This is a genomic window from Metabacillus sediminilitoris (assembly GCF_009720625.1).
Taxonomy (GTDB): domain Bacteria; phylum Bacillota; class Bacilli; order Bacillales; family Bacillaceae; genus Metabacillus; species Metabacillus sediminilitoris.
Map to the genome: position 1 here is coordinate 4,072,240 of NZ_CP046266.1, position 17,117 is coordinate 4,089,356.

Annotated in this window: 18 protein-coding genes; 2 read left to right on the forward strand and 16 right to left on the reverse strand. The window is 34.2% G+C overall.

The window, feature by feature from the left end; translation table 11 throughout:
• Positions 1-210 precede the first annotated feature (210 nt).
• The 11 genes from GMB29_RS19610 to GMB29_RS19655 all read right to left on the reverse strand — a co-directional run bounded on the left by GMB29_RS19610 (position 211) and on the right by GMB29_RS19655 (position 11,312).
• Positions 211-2,115: an LTA synthase family protein gene (locus GMB29_RS19610; RefSeq protein ID WP_136353182.1), complete on the reverse strand. Its 1,905-nt coding sequence runs from the start codon at positions 2,113-2,115 to the stop codon at positions 211-213.
• A gap of 308 nt (positions 2,116-2,423) precedes the next feature.
• Positions 2,424-3,392 carry an ROK family glucokinase gene (locus tag GMB29_RS19615; protein ID WP_136353184.1) on the reverse strand — a complete coding sequence of 323 codons (969 nt, stop codon included), beginning with the start codon at positions 3,390-3,392 and terminating at the stop codon, positions 2,424-2,426.
• A 120-nt stretch (positions 3,393-3,512) separates the two neighbouring features.
• Positions 3,513-3,707, reverse strand: coding sequence for a YqgQ family protein (locus tag GMB29_RS19620; protein WP_136353186.1), 195 nt, complete (start codon positions 3,705-3,707; stop codon positions 3,513-3,515).
• Positions 3,708-3,867: 160 nt separating this feature from the next.
• Positions 3,868-5,331 (reverse strand): spore germination protein, encoded by a 1,464-nt coding sequence (locus GMB29_RS19625; RefSeq protein WP_136353188.1) that lies wholly within the window; start codon positions 5,329-5,331, stop codon positions 3,868-3,870.
• A 307-nt stretch (positions 5,332-5,638) separates the two neighbouring features.
• Positions 5,639-7,171 (reverse strand): rhomboid family intramembrane serine protease, encoded by a 1,533-nt coding sequence (locus tag GMB29_RS19630; protein ID WP_196305198.1) that lies wholly within the window; start codon positions 7,169-7,171, stop codon positions 5,639-5,641.
• A gap of 217 nt (positions 7,172-7,388) precedes the next feature.
• Complete coding sequence (locus tag GMB29_RS27105; RefSeq protein ID WP_168733826.1) at positions 7,389-7,559, reverse strand: hypothetical protein; 171 nt, start codon at positions 7,557-7,559, stop codon at positions 7,389-7,391.
• An 81-nt stretch (positions 7,560-7,640) separates the two neighbouring features.
• Positions 7,641-8,414, reverse strand: coding sequence for a DUF92 domain-containing protein (locus GMB29_RS19635; RefSeq protein ID WP_136353192.1), 774 nt, complete (start codon positions 8,412-8,414; stop codon positions 7,641-7,643).
• Between the two features lie 19 nt (positions 8,415-8,433).
• A complete protein-coding gene (locus GMB29_RS19640) occupies positions 8,434-8,991 on the reverse strand; it encodes a 5-formyltetrahydrofolate cyclo-ligase (protein ID WP_406600281.1) in 558 nt (185 codons plus the stop codon).
• Between the two features lie 384 nt (positions 8,992-9,375).
• A complete protein-coding gene (gene rpmG, locus GMB29_RS19645) occupies positions 9,376-9,525 on the reverse strand; it encodes a 50S ribosomal protein L33 (protein WP_136353196.1) in 150 nt (49 codons plus the stop codon).
• Between the two features lie 116 nt (positions 9,526-9,641).
• A complete protein-coding gene (locus tag GMB29_RS19650) occupies positions 9,642-10,823 on the reverse strand; it encodes a glycosyltransferase family 4 protein (protein WP_168733827.1) in 1,182 nt (393 codons plus the stop codon).
• Between the two features lie 15 nt (positions 10,824-10,838).
• Positions 10,839-11,312 (reverse strand): hypothetical protein, encoded by a 474-nt coding sequence (locus GMB29_RS19655; RefSeq protein ID WP_136353200.1) that lies wholly within the window; start codon positions 11,310-11,312, stop codon positions 10,839-10,841.
• Between the two features lie 168 nt (positions 11,313-11,480).
• On the opposite strand from GMB29_RS19655, the gene GMB29_RS19660 reads away from it, so the two are divergent.
• Positions 11,481-11,840 (forward strand): hypothetical protein, encoded by a 360-nt coding sequence (locus tag GMB29_RS19660; protein WP_136353202.1) that lies wholly within the window; start codon positions 11,481-11,483, stop codon positions 11,838-11,840.
• Positions 11,837-12,358 carry an endolytic transglycosylase MltG gene (locus GMB29_RS19665; protein ID WP_136353204.1) on the forward strand — a complete coding sequence of 174 codons (522 nt, stop codon included), beginning with the start codon at positions 11,837-11,839 and terminating at the stop codon, positions 12,356-12,358. Before GMB29_RS19660 ends, GMB29_RS19665 begins: the two co-directional genes overlap by 4 nt.
• Before the next feature lie 97 nt (positions 12,359-12,455).
• Here the strand turns inward: GMB29_RS19665 and phoU are convergent, their stop codons facing one another.
• The 5 genes from phoU to GMB29_RS19690 form a co-directional block, all read right to left on the reverse strand.
• Positions 12,456-13,115 carry a phosphate signaling complex protein PhoU gene (gene phoU, locus GMB29_RS19670; RefSeq protein ID WP_136353206.1) on the reverse strand — a complete coding sequence of 220 codons (660 nt, stop codon included), beginning with the start codon at positions 13,113-13,115 and terminating at the stop codon, positions 12,456-12,458.
• 248 nt (positions 13,116-13,363) lie between these two features.
• Positions 13,364-14,176: a phosphate ABC transporter ATP-binding protein PstB gene (gene pstB / locus GMB29_RS19675; RefSeq protein WP_136353208.1), complete on the reverse strand. Its 813-nt coding sequence runs from the start codon at positions 14,174-14,176 to the stop codon at positions 13,364-13,366.
• Between the two features lie 25 nt (positions 14,177-14,201).
• A complete protein-coding gene (gene pstA / locus GMB29_RS19680; RefSeq protein WP_136353210.1) occupies positions 14,202-15,080 on the reverse strand; it encodes a phosphate ABC transporter permease PstA in 879 nt (292 codons plus the stop codon).
• Between the two features lies 1 nt (position 15,081).
• A complete protein-coding gene (gene pstC, locus GMB29_RS19685; protein WP_136353212.1) occupies positions 15,082-16,023 on the reverse strand; it encodes a phosphate ABC transporter permease subunit PstC in 942 nt (313 codons plus the stop codon).
• A gap of 80 nt (positions 16,024-16,103) precedes the next feature.
• A complete protein-coding gene (locus GMB29_RS19690; RefSeq protein WP_136353214.1) occupies positions 16,104-17,099 on the reverse strand; it encodes a PstS family phosphate ABC transporter substrate-binding protein in 996 nt (331 codons plus the stop codon).
• Positions 17,100-17,117 lie beyond the last annotated feature (18 nt).

Here is a 17,117-nt window from a genome sequence, read left to right on the forward strand (position 1 = left end):
TAAGGTTGATTGGAGCGGATTGCGAGACTCCAGCAGGTGCAGCGGGACAGATGAGACTCATGCAGGTGTTTAAGCCGAGGAGGCACACCGGAAGACTTGGTAAATAGTAACAAAGTTTGCGAAAACACCCTCTTTATATATAAAAAAAACTGACTCTTAAAGTCTTTTCCTTTAGATGAGGAAATGCACTTTTTCGAGTCAGTTCTTTTACTAATTCGTTTCAGTCGTTGAATTGATTTTTTCACCACTTACAGCCTCTGCTTCATTTCCATAAAACCGGAGTAAATCGCCGTAAATAATTTTATCCGAATAATTAAGCTCTTGCTTCGACTTCTCTAAATAAGGTTCGCAAACATTTTGATCTGTTTCCTCACCAGTAGCTTTATCATAACAGAAGCCACGTGTATAAACGTTTTTATCAGTAATAAAGCTACCATCTCTTAACACAGTGAAAGGCAGTTTATCATCAGAAAGAACATCTGTACCGAATTGTATATGATCACTTGTATCTATGCCAAGTAAGCTCATTATTGTTGGTTTTATATCAATTTGACCTGCAACCTTAGAGAATACTTGTGGATTTTTATCCGTGACACCTGGAATATGGACGATAAAAGGAACACGTTGCAATTGAATTGATTCAAAAGGCGTTATCTCTTTACCTATGAATTTTTCCATAGCGACATTATGGTTTTCTGAAATCCCATAATGATCTCCATATAAAATGATAATGGAGTTTTCATAAACATCTGTTTCTTTTAATTTTTCAAAGAAATGTTTGATGGATTCATCCATATAACGAACTGTTGGTATATATTGATTCAATGTTTTACTGTTTGAATCAAATTCATCAATCATCTTATCTTCTTCCCCTAAATCAAATGGGAAATGGTTTGTTAACGTAATAAGTCTTGTATAGAACGGTTGTGGCAGGGTGTTAATATGCTGTACAGTCTGATCCATAAAGTCCATATCCTTTAATCCCCAGCCAATTGAATTTTCTGCTGTTACTTCATAATCATTCACATCAAAGAAACGATCATAACCTAAAGTTTTATACATAATATCACGGTTCCAGAAACTTTTGTTATTAGCATGAAAGATGGATGAATAGTATCCATTTTCTTTTAAGATTTCTGGTGTTGCTGTGTACTCGTTATTACTATTTGTAAAGTAAACAGCTCCGCGCCCTAGTGGATATAAAGAATTATCAACGATAAATTCTGAGTCAGATGTTTTCCCCTGACCTGTTTGATGATAAAAATTTTCGAAATAATAACTTTGCTTGATTAAACTGTTTAGAAATGGCGTGATTTCTTGGCCATTTAATTTTTCATTTATGACAAAGTTTTGTAAAGATTCCATTGATATTAAAATGACATTACGTCCTTCAGCAATACCATGCAGATCTTTTGAAGGTTCCTTACGATTCGCATTTACATAGTTCTCAATCTCAACTAGGCTATTGCTGTCTGCTAATGCACGTTGAGCAGATGTTTTTGATTGTAAAAATGCATCATAAATATGAAAATTGAACACGCTAATATTCTTTACAAGCATTTCACGATCAAAAGTACGTGTTAATAATTGCGGACGTTCTGTTTCCGCTAAGCCTAAATTGAAGAAAAATACAGCTGCAACTAACAAAAAATAAGCAGAACGTTCTTTTCTCGTTAATTGTGATACAGGTTTGAATGCCGGCTTTTTTAATAGCCAGAATAATACAGCAAGATCAACAAGCATTAAAATATCTGTTGGTAAGAATAAGCCTGTAATACTACTGCCTAAGTCTCCCATGTTGCTTGTCTGAAATAAAACTGGAATTGTTAGGAAGTCGTTATAGAAACGGTAAAAAACCATATTAGCTAATAAAATAATGGTGATAAAAATACTAGCTCCAAGTATGTAGCGGTTTCTATTCTTTTCCTTCATGAATAAGCCGATTCCAAAAATAAAGAGTAGGAAGCTTATTGGATTAATAAATAAGATTATTTCTTGTGTAAAGTTTTCAATTTTGATATCAAAACTAGTTTTATAGACAATATAGGTTTTGATCCACATAAAGAGTGTTGCGATAAGTAAAAATGAAATTTTTGAAAAGGACTTCTTACCCATGAATCTACCTCCTCATCCCCATGGGAAAATTGCTCGTTTATATCTCTTATGATTTCCAATATTAGGTTTATAATGAAATAACTAAATCATATCTTAATACTTCTTTTACAAAAAATCAATCATTTTTAATATTGTCATAACAATAGCATGATAGAATTATAATGTTTAGCTTATTCAATTAACCCTCTTATTAGACGTTTGATTCATTAAAAAGTTTCGTTTAAAATAAAAATTTTTCAAAATATACGCGAAATTAAAAGGAGCACTCTTATGAGGCTCCTTTATACTATATCCGTATTCATCATTGTTTATTTATTAGATAGTTTCGTTTTTGCAAGCCATGCTCCACCAATTACTCCTGCATCATTCCCAAGTGTGGCAATTTTAATTTCCGCCGCTTCGGCTACTCTTGGAAATGCAAAGCGTTTAAAATAGTGCTCCACCTTAGTAATTAAGCTGTCCCCTGCTTTTGAAACTCCTCCACCAATAACAATTTTTTCAGGATTTAATCCATTAGAGATATTGGCAAGAGCTAAACCTAATTGGAAAGTAACATAATCAATAATTTCTTCAGCGATAACGTCACCTTGATTAAAAGCATCAAATACGTCTTTTGATGATAATTCAGCATTTTTTTCTACTATTTCGTGAAGAACACTCTTTTTATCAGTTGTCGCAAGTTTTTCCTTTGCTACCCGAACAATTCCTGTTGCAGATGCGATCGTTTCAATACAGCCTGTTTTTCCACAATTACATGGTGCACCACCATTTGGTACAACAGTTATATGGCCAATTTCCCCGCCTGCACCATTTGCACCATGAATAATTTCTCCATTTGCGATTAAGCCTCCACCAACACCTGTACCAAGTGTGACACAAATTAAGTCCTTCGCACCATCTCCAGCACCTTTCCACATCTCACCAATTGCAGCAATATTTGCATCATTATCAATAACAGCTGGTAAGCCTGTTTCCACCTCAAGATGATCTTTTAGAGGGAAATTTTCCCATCCTAAGTTAGTCGTTTTATATACGAGACCCGTTAACAAATTTACTGGACCAGGAGCACCCATACCAATCCCTGCAAGCTTAGTTTTTGGATAACCTAATTCAGCAAGTTTAGCATCGATTGCTTTTGCAATATCGGTTGTTATTTCTTTCCCGGATTTGTCTGTTGGTATTTCCCATTTTTCAACAATTTCACCATACTGATTTACAAAAGCCATTTTTATTGTCGTACCACCTAAATCAATTCCAACTAACCATTTTTCATTCATCATTTTTCACCTTTTTCTACTATTATATATGTAGGTATATCCTGGAATTTCAATATTACCTCTTACTTATTGCTTGATTGAAACAAAGTTATTGATTATTTTATTATTAGCCTTTTAGTATTAACTTCTTAGTTTTTGTATTTCCTGTCTTAACAAAAGAATGGCCACTTGGTAATCTTTTGCTTCCATTAAATTTGATTGAAACAATTGCCTCACTTCTTCTTCCATTAATTCTAAATCAGCTATTCGATCCCCAACGTAAATAAATGTTCCAAAGTTTTTTAATAGCTGTTGAATATCATAAATTGTTTTCACTTAATCACCCTTTTATATAATGAAGAATCTAGCTTAAGATAAGGTCTACTTTAAAGTATAAATGAAAAGTGTAAAGCGTCAAGAAAACGTTTAACTTTTTAAAAAGTTCTAAACAAAAAAGCAGACTAATTCTCATTTGAACTAGTCTGCTAATATGTGATTATCGGTCTGGGTCATGTGGATGCAAAAATGTTGGTCGTCTGTTTTTTAATGGCATTGGAGATCTAAATAAGACATCTCGCATAGCTCTGTAATTAAATGGAATGAGTGGATAAAGATATGGAACATCAAATGATTTCATACGAGCTAATAAAATAATCCATAGTGTTGTCCCACCAACAAATCCAATAACACCTAACCAGGCTGTTAAGAGTAACAACATGATACGGACGAGCCGATTTGCAAGCCCTAGTTCATAGCTCGGTGTAGCAAATGATCCGATTGCAACGATTGCAAAATAAAGAATAACTTCATTTGTCAACAATCCAACCTCTACAGCTACTGAACCAATCATAAGTGCGGCCACTAACCCAAGTGCTGTCGCTAATGAGGAAGGAGTATGGATAGCTGCCATCCTTAACATATCAAGACCTACCTCAATAAGTAAAAACTGTATGATTAAAGGAATTGCACCTTTTTCATTAATACCAATAAATTCAAATCCGGTTGGTAATAAATCTGTGTTTTGCGCGAATAAGTACCATAATGGTAAAAGAAAGAGTGATGCCCAAACACCTAAAAAACGAACTAGACGTAAATAAGCTCCCACTATAGGTTTATTTCGATATTCCTCAGCATGTTGAAGATGGTGCCAAAAAGTAGTCGGTGTTATAAGTGCACTTGGCGACCCATCGACGAATACAATGACATGCCCCTCATACAAATGCGATGCAGCAGTATCTGGACGCTCAGTATATCGGACTTTAGGATATGGATTAAAATGCCCACCTGAAATAAATTCTTCAATTGTTTTTTCTCCCATTGGCAATCCATCTGTATCAATTGCTTCTAATGACTTTTTTAATTCCTTTACATGATCAAGATCTGCTATTTCTTCTAAATAACAAACAACCACATCTGTTTTTGATCGTCTTCCAACTTGTAAATATTCCATACGAAGTGACCGATCTCTAATCCGCCTTCTTGTTAATGCCGTATTAAAAACAATTGTTTCTACATACCCGTCTCTCGATCCACGTACAACTCGCTCCATATCGGGTTCCTCTGGTCCCCTAACAGGATACGTACGTGCATCAATAAAGATAACCTCGTCAATACCATCAACAACTAGTGCCGTCGGACCTGCCAATACTGTATGTACAACTTTATTTAAATCATTTGACTTATCTATTTCCACATAAGGAATATAAGTCTTTAATAACCTTCCAAGTGTGTCTTCTTTAAGCTGTTCTGGAGATAATTCTGATAAATATCTCATTAAATAATGCAGGATGTCATCCTTTACAAAACCATCAATCATAAACAATGCCATGTTCCTACCTGCATATTCAAGATCAAGCTGGATTACATCAAAGCTTTTATTAACACCGAGTCGTTCCGATAAATATGAAATATTTTCTTGGAAATCCTTTGAGACAATTTTCTTTTCCACTTCATACGTCATAAGATTTCTCCATTCCGTAACACAATTTGTTAATCATCTTAGACGAAAAGATGGAAATACATACCTAGAATATGTTTAATATTTTGTTATCAAAAGTTTATGTGGTTAAACCTTAATCTGTTTTTCACGTCCTTTTGGCAATTCATGATTACACGTAATTGTTTGAGAAGAGTTGTCCCTTTTCTTTAACCAATTCTGACTTTACTTAAGAAAATATTATAAAATTAAAGGCATAGTGATTAACCTTTTCAGGTGTCACTATGCCTAAGATGATTTTTAGAAACAGAGCTTTATCGACAATAAAAGCCTAGTTATGAATAGAATTCTTAAATGATTTGTACCCCTCATTTGTTGGTTCATATTTAAGCGCGTTGGCGATCGCTTCCTCCGCTAAGGAAATTTCACCTATATTTATATATAAAACTGCAAGAAAATAGTGTGCTTGGTGAATGGAATCATCATTAGAAATAATTTGTTGTAAATGTTGTTCCGCTTGATCAAATTTCCTTAATTCAATTTCAGTTACAGATAGCAATAACAATAAATCATTATTTGCGCTGTTTTCATTCACAATTGCGTTGCTTAATAAAGAATATGCTTCTTGAAATTTCTCTTCCTTTATTAATTCCTGACCTCGAATCGTTGTATATTGGATTTCGGCTTGGTTCATACCGTAACGATAAAATCCTACTAATAAAATCACTGTAGCAATCAAACCTATCAGTCTGTAAAGAATTAGTTTCTTTTTAGGTAACTGGACAATTAGAGCAGCTAAAAAACCGCCTACTAACCCGCCAATATGGCCTGCGTTATCAACAGAAGGTATAACAAATCCGAGCGCTAAGTTGATTCCCACAATAACTAAAAGATTTGAACCCATTGTCCGAAAAAAAACTTCTCGATTATGAACCCCTATATATAGCAATGCACCAAAACAGCCAAATATGGCACCGGAGGCTCCAGCAGATAAAGATGGGCTAAATGCGAAGCTAACAATTGTACCAGCGATCCCTGAAACGAAATAAATGAACAAAAATTTAAATGAACCATACGCTCGTTCAACTGCAGGTCCAATGTAATAAAGGGAAACACTATTCATTAGTAAATGTAAAAATCCAATATGTAATACAACTGGTGTAAAAAATCTCCACCATTCTCCTTCAAAAATAAGCGGATTATATTTTGCACCAAAACGAATTAATGTCTCAGTGTTAGTACTGCCCCCAAATAATTCTAAAAATAAAAACATAATAATTTGGATTGCTAGAAAAATATATGTAAAAAAAGGTTTTCCATTTTGGAAGATTTCCCTTTCTTCATCTCTCAATTGATTATGATGATTGATTACACGATTCCTTACCTGTTGAATATCTTCTATCTCAATGTTCTGTGCCGGTTGATTCTCGATTTTATGTATTAACGGAACGTTTAATGCCTCTTCAAGTTTTTGCAGCCCTTCTTCCAACTCATTCTTTACTAATAAGGTAGAAGTAATGTCAATTTTACCTTTTAATCTACTGTATCCTTTTTCAAATTCTTCAGGATAATCATCCACAGGAGGTAAACTTGAAACATATATATTCATAACATGAATTGGTCCTCTTACACCGCTTCTTAAAAGTTGTTCGAACTTTTGACCAGCATGTTGTATATCCAAAGCAAGTGAATTTCCCCAATCGACGTCCATTCGCCTTAATCTTACGATCGAAAATTGTTTATTACGAAACGGCTCTAATAATACCTCATGACTATCTTGAGATATCGCTAAAATCGTATATTTTTGTTTCAATACTAGCTCCTCAATTAATGACCAATAAAAATAATCCTGATCAATCACCATTTTATCCGCTCCGACATTCATTTTTCTTTATTATAACAAGTTGTTAAAGTCAAAAGGAAGAATACTGCTTGGTCATCATGAAGACAATGAAAAAGCTGTCATAAGTTATGAACAGCTTTTTATATAATGAGATCATGTTGTTGTCATTCTTTAAACTTTATTCCACTTCATATTTATCTTGAAGTATTCAACCTCTTTCACCTTTCAGATGATCTGATCATGAATGAAAGGCGCGATTAATAAAACGCTCTCTTAAGAATGGAACTCTCATTGATAATTGAATAAAATATCTTCTTATTGCAGGTTGACCCAGAACGAAATTTACAATTCGATATCGATATTGATAGATCGCGAATATACCTGCAGCTAGCATAATTAATCTTCTCATACACATCCCTCCTACAGGTATTTTTAGTAGAAAAGACTGGTTTTATCCTTAAAATATAGAATAATCATATAAATTATGTAGTTAGGAAAGGATTATCCATCCTAAAATCGTTGAAATTGCAATCGAAAAGAAGTTTACTGCATCATTATTTAGAAAACTGTACTTTGCGTGCTTTTTACTCCTTTTACTGCAATGAACTTGTTTTTCTGTAACCTTTCCACAATTGCTACATTTATATTTATTTTGGATTGTTTGACCCAATAGAGTATCAATCAAATTCCCAATAAAACCAAAAGCTAAAATATATAGTAGTTCTGTCAGTGAAAGTGAAAACAAAAAAGATGCTGCCAAACTAATAAAAGCAGCTCCTGCTATAGCTGCACAAGTACCAAGTGAGGATACAGCACCAGACGTACCTCTCTCTACCTTCTTTAATGTTAAAAGCAGCCTTGGCTTTTGTTTACTTAAAGTTCCGATTTCAGATGCCCATGTATCCGCATTTGCTGCAGCAATAGAAATACAAAAAACTACTAACAAAGCCTGATCGGAAATTCCATTTATTGCGGCGAAAATACTAAGAATTGCAGGGACTCCTCCATTTGCCATGACTTGAATCATGTCTCTACGATCACCTTTTTCAAGCAAGTCCAAAAGGTTAGATTTCTTAGCACTTTGTACCTTACTTAATAAACTAGAACTACCAAAAAACCCCCCCAACAATAAAAGACCTTGAAAGGAATATCCAACATAAATGGACAAACCTACTACAATAGCTCCCATTGCCCCGCCCAGTGTTAACGATTTAAGCTTCCATCCAGTGATAGAAATCACTAGTATAAAGAAAATGGCTATCATTAATTCGACATCCCGCATCTTAGTTAACGGCCCCATGTTCAGTTATAATCGTTGTAACAGGTATGTCATGTCGCTCAGAAGGGACACTCTCAACGATTTGACAAGAAAAGGCTATCGACAACGTATGGTTGTGATATTGTGTTAAATAACGATCAAAATATCCTCCACCATACCCGATACGAAAGCCTCGGCGGTCATAACAAATACCAGGAACAATCATAAGATCAATTTCATTAGGAGATACTTTTTCTGTTTCTTGTACCTTCGGCTCTAATAAGCCAAAAAACACACGCTCAAGCTGATCAAATGATGTGATCTCTCTAAACTCCATTGTTTTTGTTGAAGGATCACATTTAGGCACAACAATTCGTTTCTTCGCTTTCCAAGCTTTTTCAATAATGGCAGTAGTATTAACCTCCCGTTCATTTGAAATTGTCACCGCAATCGTATTTGCTTCTTCCCAAATTTTCAAAGTAAATAATTGTTTATGAATAGCTGCTGAATACTTAAAGTATGTTGCTTCGTCCATTTCAGCTAACTTTTTCTTTATTAGAGTTCTAAAATTGTTTTTGTCCAATTGCATTCATCCTCCTCATTAACATTATAGCTGGAAATGCAGATGAAGATCACTGTTTTTAAGAAGAGTAGTAAACACTTTAGAATATAGCTTTTCATTAGGCTGTTTTCGCAAACTTTGTTGCTATTTACCAAGTAATACGGTTTGGTTGATTGCAGCGAGGGATGCTCGCTTTCCGCGGGGCCTGCGGTGAGCCTCCTCGGCGTAAACGCCTGCATGAGTCTCACCTGTCCCGCTACAAGCACTTCCGCTCCAATCAACCAAAATAATTTTTGTTTATAAGCAACAATCTCTTAGAAAAAAGCCTTTCATTAAAACGTTATTTCTAAATCATTCATTAAAAATTTTTATAAAAAAAAACAGTAGGAATAAAATTCCTACTGCTTACTTTGTTTCACGGTGTAGAGTCATTTTTTTCTCTCTTGAGCAATATTTTTTAAGCTCAAGACGATCTGGGTTATTACGTTTGTTCTTTTTAGAAATATAGTTGCGATCGCCGCAATCTGTGCAAGCTAATGTAATATTCACACGCATGTTTCTTTCCCTCCAAACTTAAAAAAACTATAAAATAAATCAGACTATAATATAATATCATTTTTATTTAACAAATTCCACATGTATTTCATGATATTTTATATAAAGATTGTTCTTTACCTTTTATTTGTTATTTTTCGATATAATTCTACAGTATGATAGATAAGATTTGACAGATTATATTGCGAGCTCGCAGCTTCGAACCCAGACATCACCATATTATTATACTTCAGTGGTTGTAATAGATAGGATTGAAGGATTTCACCTAAGCACTTACTACTTAATTCATTTACAATTAGTCCACGGTTATGAGCAAGAATTTCAGCTAGCCCACCTATATTAAAGGAAACAACCGGCTTAGCGGCTATCATCCCCTCAAGTGAAATAATTCCAAATGGTTCATATAAACTTGGAACGACAACTATTTCACACCTTGAAAGTAATGTATTTCGTTCCTGTTCATTCACAAAACCTGGAAATTTAATCTTATTCTCTATATGTAAATCCATAGCTAATTGTATAAGCTCATTTTGATAAGGCCCGACACCAGCAATAACTAGATATAAATCAGGATAATCATCGACTATTTCAGAAAAAGCTTGGATCAATAGATGAAAACCCTTTTCTTTAACAAGTCTTCCCATTGCTAGTATAAAAGGTGAGTTGATAAATGAAAAAGATTTGAATGCTTCTTCCCTCTCTAAAACCGATTGATAATTGCTAGGAATAATCCCATTGGGAATAACTTCTATTTTATTAGTCTGACAGCTTAACTCATTTTTTAACACGTTTTTCATATATAAACTGCATACAATGATATGATTAGAATTTCGAATTAAATTTGACTCATATTCTATAATCGTCTTTGAAATCGTATCAATCATTCCCAGCTTTCTCCCAGTCTCAGTTGCATGGATCGTTGAGAGTAATGGCAAATTTAACGTTTTTTTTATGTGATTAGCTGCAATCCCCATTAACCAATCATGTGCATGAATAAGATCAAAAGTATAATCCAATTCTTGCAAAACAAACTGTGTAAATCGAAAATTAATATTTCGAATGTACTCTAGAAAATCCTTTGATGTTTTTTGCCAAGGTAACAAGCGATAAACATGTATACCATTTTCAATTGTATAGGATTCATAATTATCTTGTGAAACAGTAATAACAATATAAGTTATTCCACACTTAGACCCTTCTATTGTTAAATCAGTAACATGTCTTCCTAGTCCCCCAATAATATGCTCACCATATTCTGTTGTAAGAAGTAATACAGTTGCAACTAAATCACTTTTCAAAGGAAGCACCTTTCCTCAATCATAAATAGTATAGCTCGAGTAAGCTCGCAGCCACGATTGCTGATCCAAAGCAGGCTGCTTCCACTCATATTTTTTACTTTGATCAGATTTTTCTTGGAGAAAATATAAAGACGATGATCGTTTAATCGTGATAGTTTCATTCTGTGAATTAGATGTAACGATCTCGCAATAGTATGTTCCCGTAGGAAGAAGTTCTAATCGTAAAATACCAGATATATCACGGATATGAAAATCAGTCATTTGTTGTTGATTATTAGTCTTATATAAGATAATTCTCATATGTAAATCTTCAAAATCCTCTTTCAAGATTTGTTCTAAAAAGTTTCGAGTGGATGAGGCAATACTCCACGAGATTAGTAAAAAATTCGGGTAAGAAATTAATTGAATGGTATCAATACTATCCCCATAAGTTGTCGATTCAACACGAATAATATTAGTATCTGTTTTTCTGTTGTCAATTCGTTTCATAGTTGGCCTCTTTCTTCACTTTTCACACTTATGTTTATCTTATCATGTTGCTTAGAAACACCACAGAGAAAAAACGTCAAGAATCTACAATTTTCATAAAAATGACTTCTTTAGAACCGTAATTTATGATATAAATGAAAAGGGAAATAATCAATAGAAGGTGAAAAAATGACGATAGTAATTATTATTTTGTTTATTGTAAGCATTGCGCTTATCGGAATATCTTATCTACAACGTGATCAAGTAAAAGAGCTAGAACAAGAACTAGATCATTTACAATTATCGGCGATGCAAGAAATTTATAAACTTAAAAAGAAAATGAGAGTAGTTGAAGAAGAGCTTTTGCAAAACGATACTCCATTTACGGAGCAAACAACTAACTCGACAGAAGACAGCCAAGTTAATACTACTCGAATTTTAGCTAAATATCGCCAAGGAATGTCCCTTGAAGCACTCGCATTATCTGAAGGTATGACAGTTGAAGAGGTTCGTTCAATTGTTGAAAAGAATGAGAGGGTTTTAACATGAGTAAAACAGGATTTCAAGCATTTGCTGCAGGTATGATTGTTGCTACATCTGTACTTGGGATAACATATTTTTTCTCTGAAAATCAATCAGCTGCCGCTGATGCAAAAAAAACGGTGACAACTGCAAGTGAAGTTGAGTCATATCTTACAGATAACGGAAAAATCTCAATATCAACAGAAGAATATGAAGAGCTATTAGCTTCTAAAGATGCCGCAGTACAACAATCTGCTCAAACTGAACAAAATCAAGAAACAGCAGTGAAGGAAGAAAAGCCAAAGACAGAAGAACCTGCAAAAGAAAAAGAAGAACAAGCAATTACGTATAAACTTAATGTTTCTGCTGGTATGACCACGAACGAAATATCTAATATGCTCGAACAAAATGGTATCATTAGCGATTCCTTTGAATTTGATCAATTTTTAATTAAAAACGGATATCATCAGAAGGTCCAACTTGGAACATTCGATGTAAAAAAAGGTATGAGCTTTCAACAGCTTGCAGAAGTCTTAACAAAATAAGCATAAAAAAACAGCCAAAAGAAATATCTTTTGGCTGTTTTTTATGAAATTTCTAGAAAGTATACATATCCTGAATACCTTCAGTAGAAAGGTAGAACTAACTGTTTAAATCATAACGTTGTCCTTTTACTAAGTACATCGTATTCTCAGAAATGTTTGTACAATGGTCTGCAGTTCTTTCGATGTATCGGCAAATAAACAATAGTTGTGTAAGTTGATGAGAAAATTCTTTTTGAGTTTCCAACAAAGTCAGTATATCACTAATTGTTTCACCGTATAATTCATCTACTTGATCATCCATATCTGCCACTTGTTTAGCCAATACGATATCTTCTTCGTTATATGCCTTTATTGACAAAGAGAGCATATCCAAAGCAATTTTATGCATTTTTTTAATATGGTGGATAGGCTTAACGAGTGGCTCGTCACCAATTCTAATCGTTGATTTGGCTATATTTACAGCAAAGTCAGCCATTCTTTCGATATCACTTGCAATTTTGATCGCAACAATGATTTTACGTAGATCAACAGCAACTGGTTGTTGCTTTGCAATCAATAAAATAGCTAAATCATTAATTTCTTCATCAAGTTCATCAACTCTATAGTCATCCTCAATAATTTCTAGTGCTTCCTCAATATTTTGGTTTTCTAATGCATTTATTGCTTTCGTTAACGCAATTTCTGTGAGGCTTCCTATTTCAATTAATTTATCTTGTAAATTTTTTAAATCGAAATCAAATTTTTCTCTTACACTCATTCATAACTACCTCCCTATCCCTTAATATCCCCTTATAAATACTATACATAACCTAAATTCATAAAAAAATAAAGCAACATACCTTTAAATAAGCATGAGATTAACAGCCTAAAAGGCTGTTAATGAATCTATTAGGATCCCCCTTTGACAAAAGCATGGCGATACATAGCCTAATACTAATGGATTAATAATAAATATTAATAAAAAAGTCGTGCTTACTAATGAATATGCACGACTTTTTTTTCAATTTAACCGAAACGACCAGTAATGTAATCTTCAGTACGCTTATCAGAAGGGTTTGAAAATAGACGATCAGTATCAGTATACTCTACAACTTCTCCGTTTAGGAAGAATGCTGTACGGTCAGAAATACGGGCTGCTTGTTGCATGTTATGAGTAACAATAATGATACTATAGTTTTCTTTTAACTCTTGAATTAATTCTTCAACCTTAAGAGTTGAGATTGGATCAAGAGCAGATGTTGGCTCATCCATTAGGATGACATCCGGCTCAATTGCCAAACAACGTGCAATACATAGACGTTGTTGCTGACCACCAGAAAGACCATATGCATTTTCCTTTAATCGGTCTTTTACTTCGTCCCAAATAGCAGCTCCTCGAAGACTTTTTTCTACAATTTCATCAATCAATTTTTTATCTCTAATACCATGAATCTTAGGTCCATATGCAATGTTCTCATAGATTGATTTAGGAAATGGATTTGGTTTTTGAAACACCATACCTACTTGAGTTCTAAGTTCTTCAACACCATATGATTTATCAAAAATATTTTTATCACGATAAAGTATCTGACCAGAGGTTCGAACGATTGGAATAAGTTCAACCATGCGATTAAGTGTTTTGATATATGTCGATTTACCGCACCCTGATGGTCCAATAATTGCTGTTACATCATTTTCATATATATCAAGATCAATATTTTTTAACGCTTGATCTTTACCATACCAAAGGTTCAAATTATCTGTTTTATAAACAACACTTTTATTTACTTTTACTTCTTTTTTTTGTGTAGTTTCTCTATTAATCTTTACACTTTCCATAAGAAAACCCCTCCATTAAAGCTATTTAATAACGTTTTTGGAACTTATTACGAATAAACACAGCAACTGAGTTCATAACGATCAAGAAAATAAATAACACGATGATTCCCGCTGCTGCAACAGCTTGGAATTCTACCTGCGGTCTTCCAGCCCAGTTGTAAATTTGAATTGGCATAACTGTAAATGAGTCCATCACGCTTTGTGGTAAGTAATTAACGAAAGCAAACGCTCCAACAACAAGTAAAGGTGCTGTTTCACCTATCGCACGTGAAAAGGCCAATATACTACCTGTGACAATCCCAGGGATGGCCGCTGGTAATACAACACGCAGAATTGTTTGCCATTTCGTTGCCCCCATACCATAAGAAGCTTCACGAAGTTGTTTCGGAACAGCGCGGATTGCTTCTTGTGAAGCAACAACTATTACAGGTAAAACAAGTAATGCCATTGTTAATCCACCAGCTAAAATACTTCGTCCTAAATCAAAGAAACGTACAAAAACAGTTAAACCTAATAAACCAAAAACGATTGAAGGTACACCTGCAAGGTTTGAAATATTGGTTTGAATAAAGCTCGTTAGTTTACTTTTCTTTGCATATTCTTCTAAATAGATTGCAGTACCTACAGATAAAATTAATGCTATAGGTATAGTTACAGCCATAACCCAAAGTGAACCAACAACTGCAGCTTTTATACCAGACTGTTCTGGTCTTCTAGATGCATAGTTTTGGAAAAACTCAAGTGAAAAGTGACTAGATCCTTGAGTGAATATCCGATATAAGAGAATAGCAAGGATAATAAGTGTTAACACCGTAGCTGCAATAAAAATTCCTTTAAATGTCTGATTTAATGCTAATCGCCCACTCATTTTTTTAGTTACAAGTTGTCGATCGATCATCTTCATATTAGTATTCCTCCCTAAAGCGACGAGAAATATATTGTGCTATTAAATTTAGAATTAACGTAAACAAGAACAATGTTATCCCAACAGCATATATACTGTAATAGATAGTTGTACCATAACCAGCATCACCAGAACTAACCTGTACAATATATGCTGTCATTGTCTGGATTGATTCCGTTGGATCAAATGTCAACTTAGGAGTTGCTCCACCAGCTAGTGATACAATCATTGTTTCACCAATAGCACGAGAAATACCTAATACGAATGATGCTACGATTCCTGACATTGCAGCAGGAAGAATAACCTTCATTGTAACTTCAAACTTTGTAGCTCCTAATGCTAAAGCTCCCTCTCTCATTGAGTTTGGAACAGAGCTCATCGCGTCTTCAGAAAGAGATGCAATCATTGGGATGATCATAATCCCTACGACTATTCCAGGACTAAGCGCATTAAACAAAGGTAAATCAGGAATTAATGTTTGCAATAGTGGTGTAACAAATGTTAAGGCAAAGAATCCATAAACAATTGTAGGAATTCCAGCTAATACCTCTAATATCGGTTTGACGATTCTTCTAGTTCGATCTGATGCATATTCACTCAAGAAAATAGCTGCTGCTAAACCAATTGGAACGGCAACAATAATAGCTATTACTGTGATTAATAATGTTCCTGAAACTAATGCAATAATTCCGTATGAAGCATTGTTCTCAAAGAAGGGATACCATTCTTTCGATGTGAAAAATTCTACAATTGAAACACGGTTGAAGAAAGTGATTGTTTCAAATATTAATGTTAATACAATACCAACCGTTGTTAAAATCGATATTAAGGCTAATATAAATAATATTCCTGGAATTAATTTTTCTATAATTTGATTTGTGCTGTTTTTTGACTTTTTCTCTTTTATTATGTCCCGCACACTTTGACTATTTGATAGAGCCATTTTGAAAATCCCCTTTCCAAAACATAGGAAGAAGGATGAGAAGCATGATACTACGCATCTCACCCATTAACATTAATGTATTATTTTAAACCTTCAAGAGTTTCAAGTTGTTTTGTATATTCTTCCTCAGGAAGTGCTACATAACCAACTTCTTCTGCAAAAGTAGCAGCATTTTCAAGGTAATATTTAACATATTCATACACTTGTGCTTTATCTTTGATTGAAGCATTGTTTACATAGATGAATAACGGACGTGAAAGTGGGTTGTAATCACCTGATTTAACAGTTTCGTTTGTTGGTTCAACAGCTTCCCCAGCTTCGTTTACGATCGGAATAACTTTTAAGTTATCTTTATTTTCTAGGTAGTATGCATAACCAAAATAACCGATAGCATTTTTATCGCCAGTTACACCTTGAACAAGTACGTTGTCATCTTCTGAAAGTGTAGCTGCTTTAACAATTTGTTCTCCATCTAAAATTACTTCATCAAAATAATCATAAGTACCTGAGTCAGTACCAGGTGAATAGAATTTAACTTCTTCTGCAGGCCAGTCTGGATTGATATCAGACCATTTTTTAGCTTTTCCGTCTTCAACCCAAAGTTTCTTTAAGTCTTCAACAGTTAATTTATCAATAAAATCATTTTCTTTGTTAACTACAACAGATAAACCATCAAATGCTACTTGAAATTCAGTATACTCAATTCCATTTTCTTCAGCAGCAGCTTTTTCTTCATCTTTAATTGGACGAGATGCTTGAGAAATATCAGTTTCACCAACAGTGAACTTCTCAAATCCACCACCAGTTCCAGATGAACCTACTGGAGCTTGTACTGATGCATGTTCTGCTGAGAATTCTTCAGATACAGCTTCTGCGATTGGGAATACAGTAGATGAACCATCGATTCCTACTTCTCCTTCTAATTCAGCAGCTTCTTCACCTTCAGTTGTTTCTGCATTTTCAGTAGTTTCTGTACCAGTTTCAGCTGGCTCTTCTTCTCCGTTACCACATGCAGCTGCGAAAGCAACTAATGAAGAAAGCATAATAGACATTGCTAAAAATTTGAAGCTTTTCATTCTTTAATTCCCCCTAGA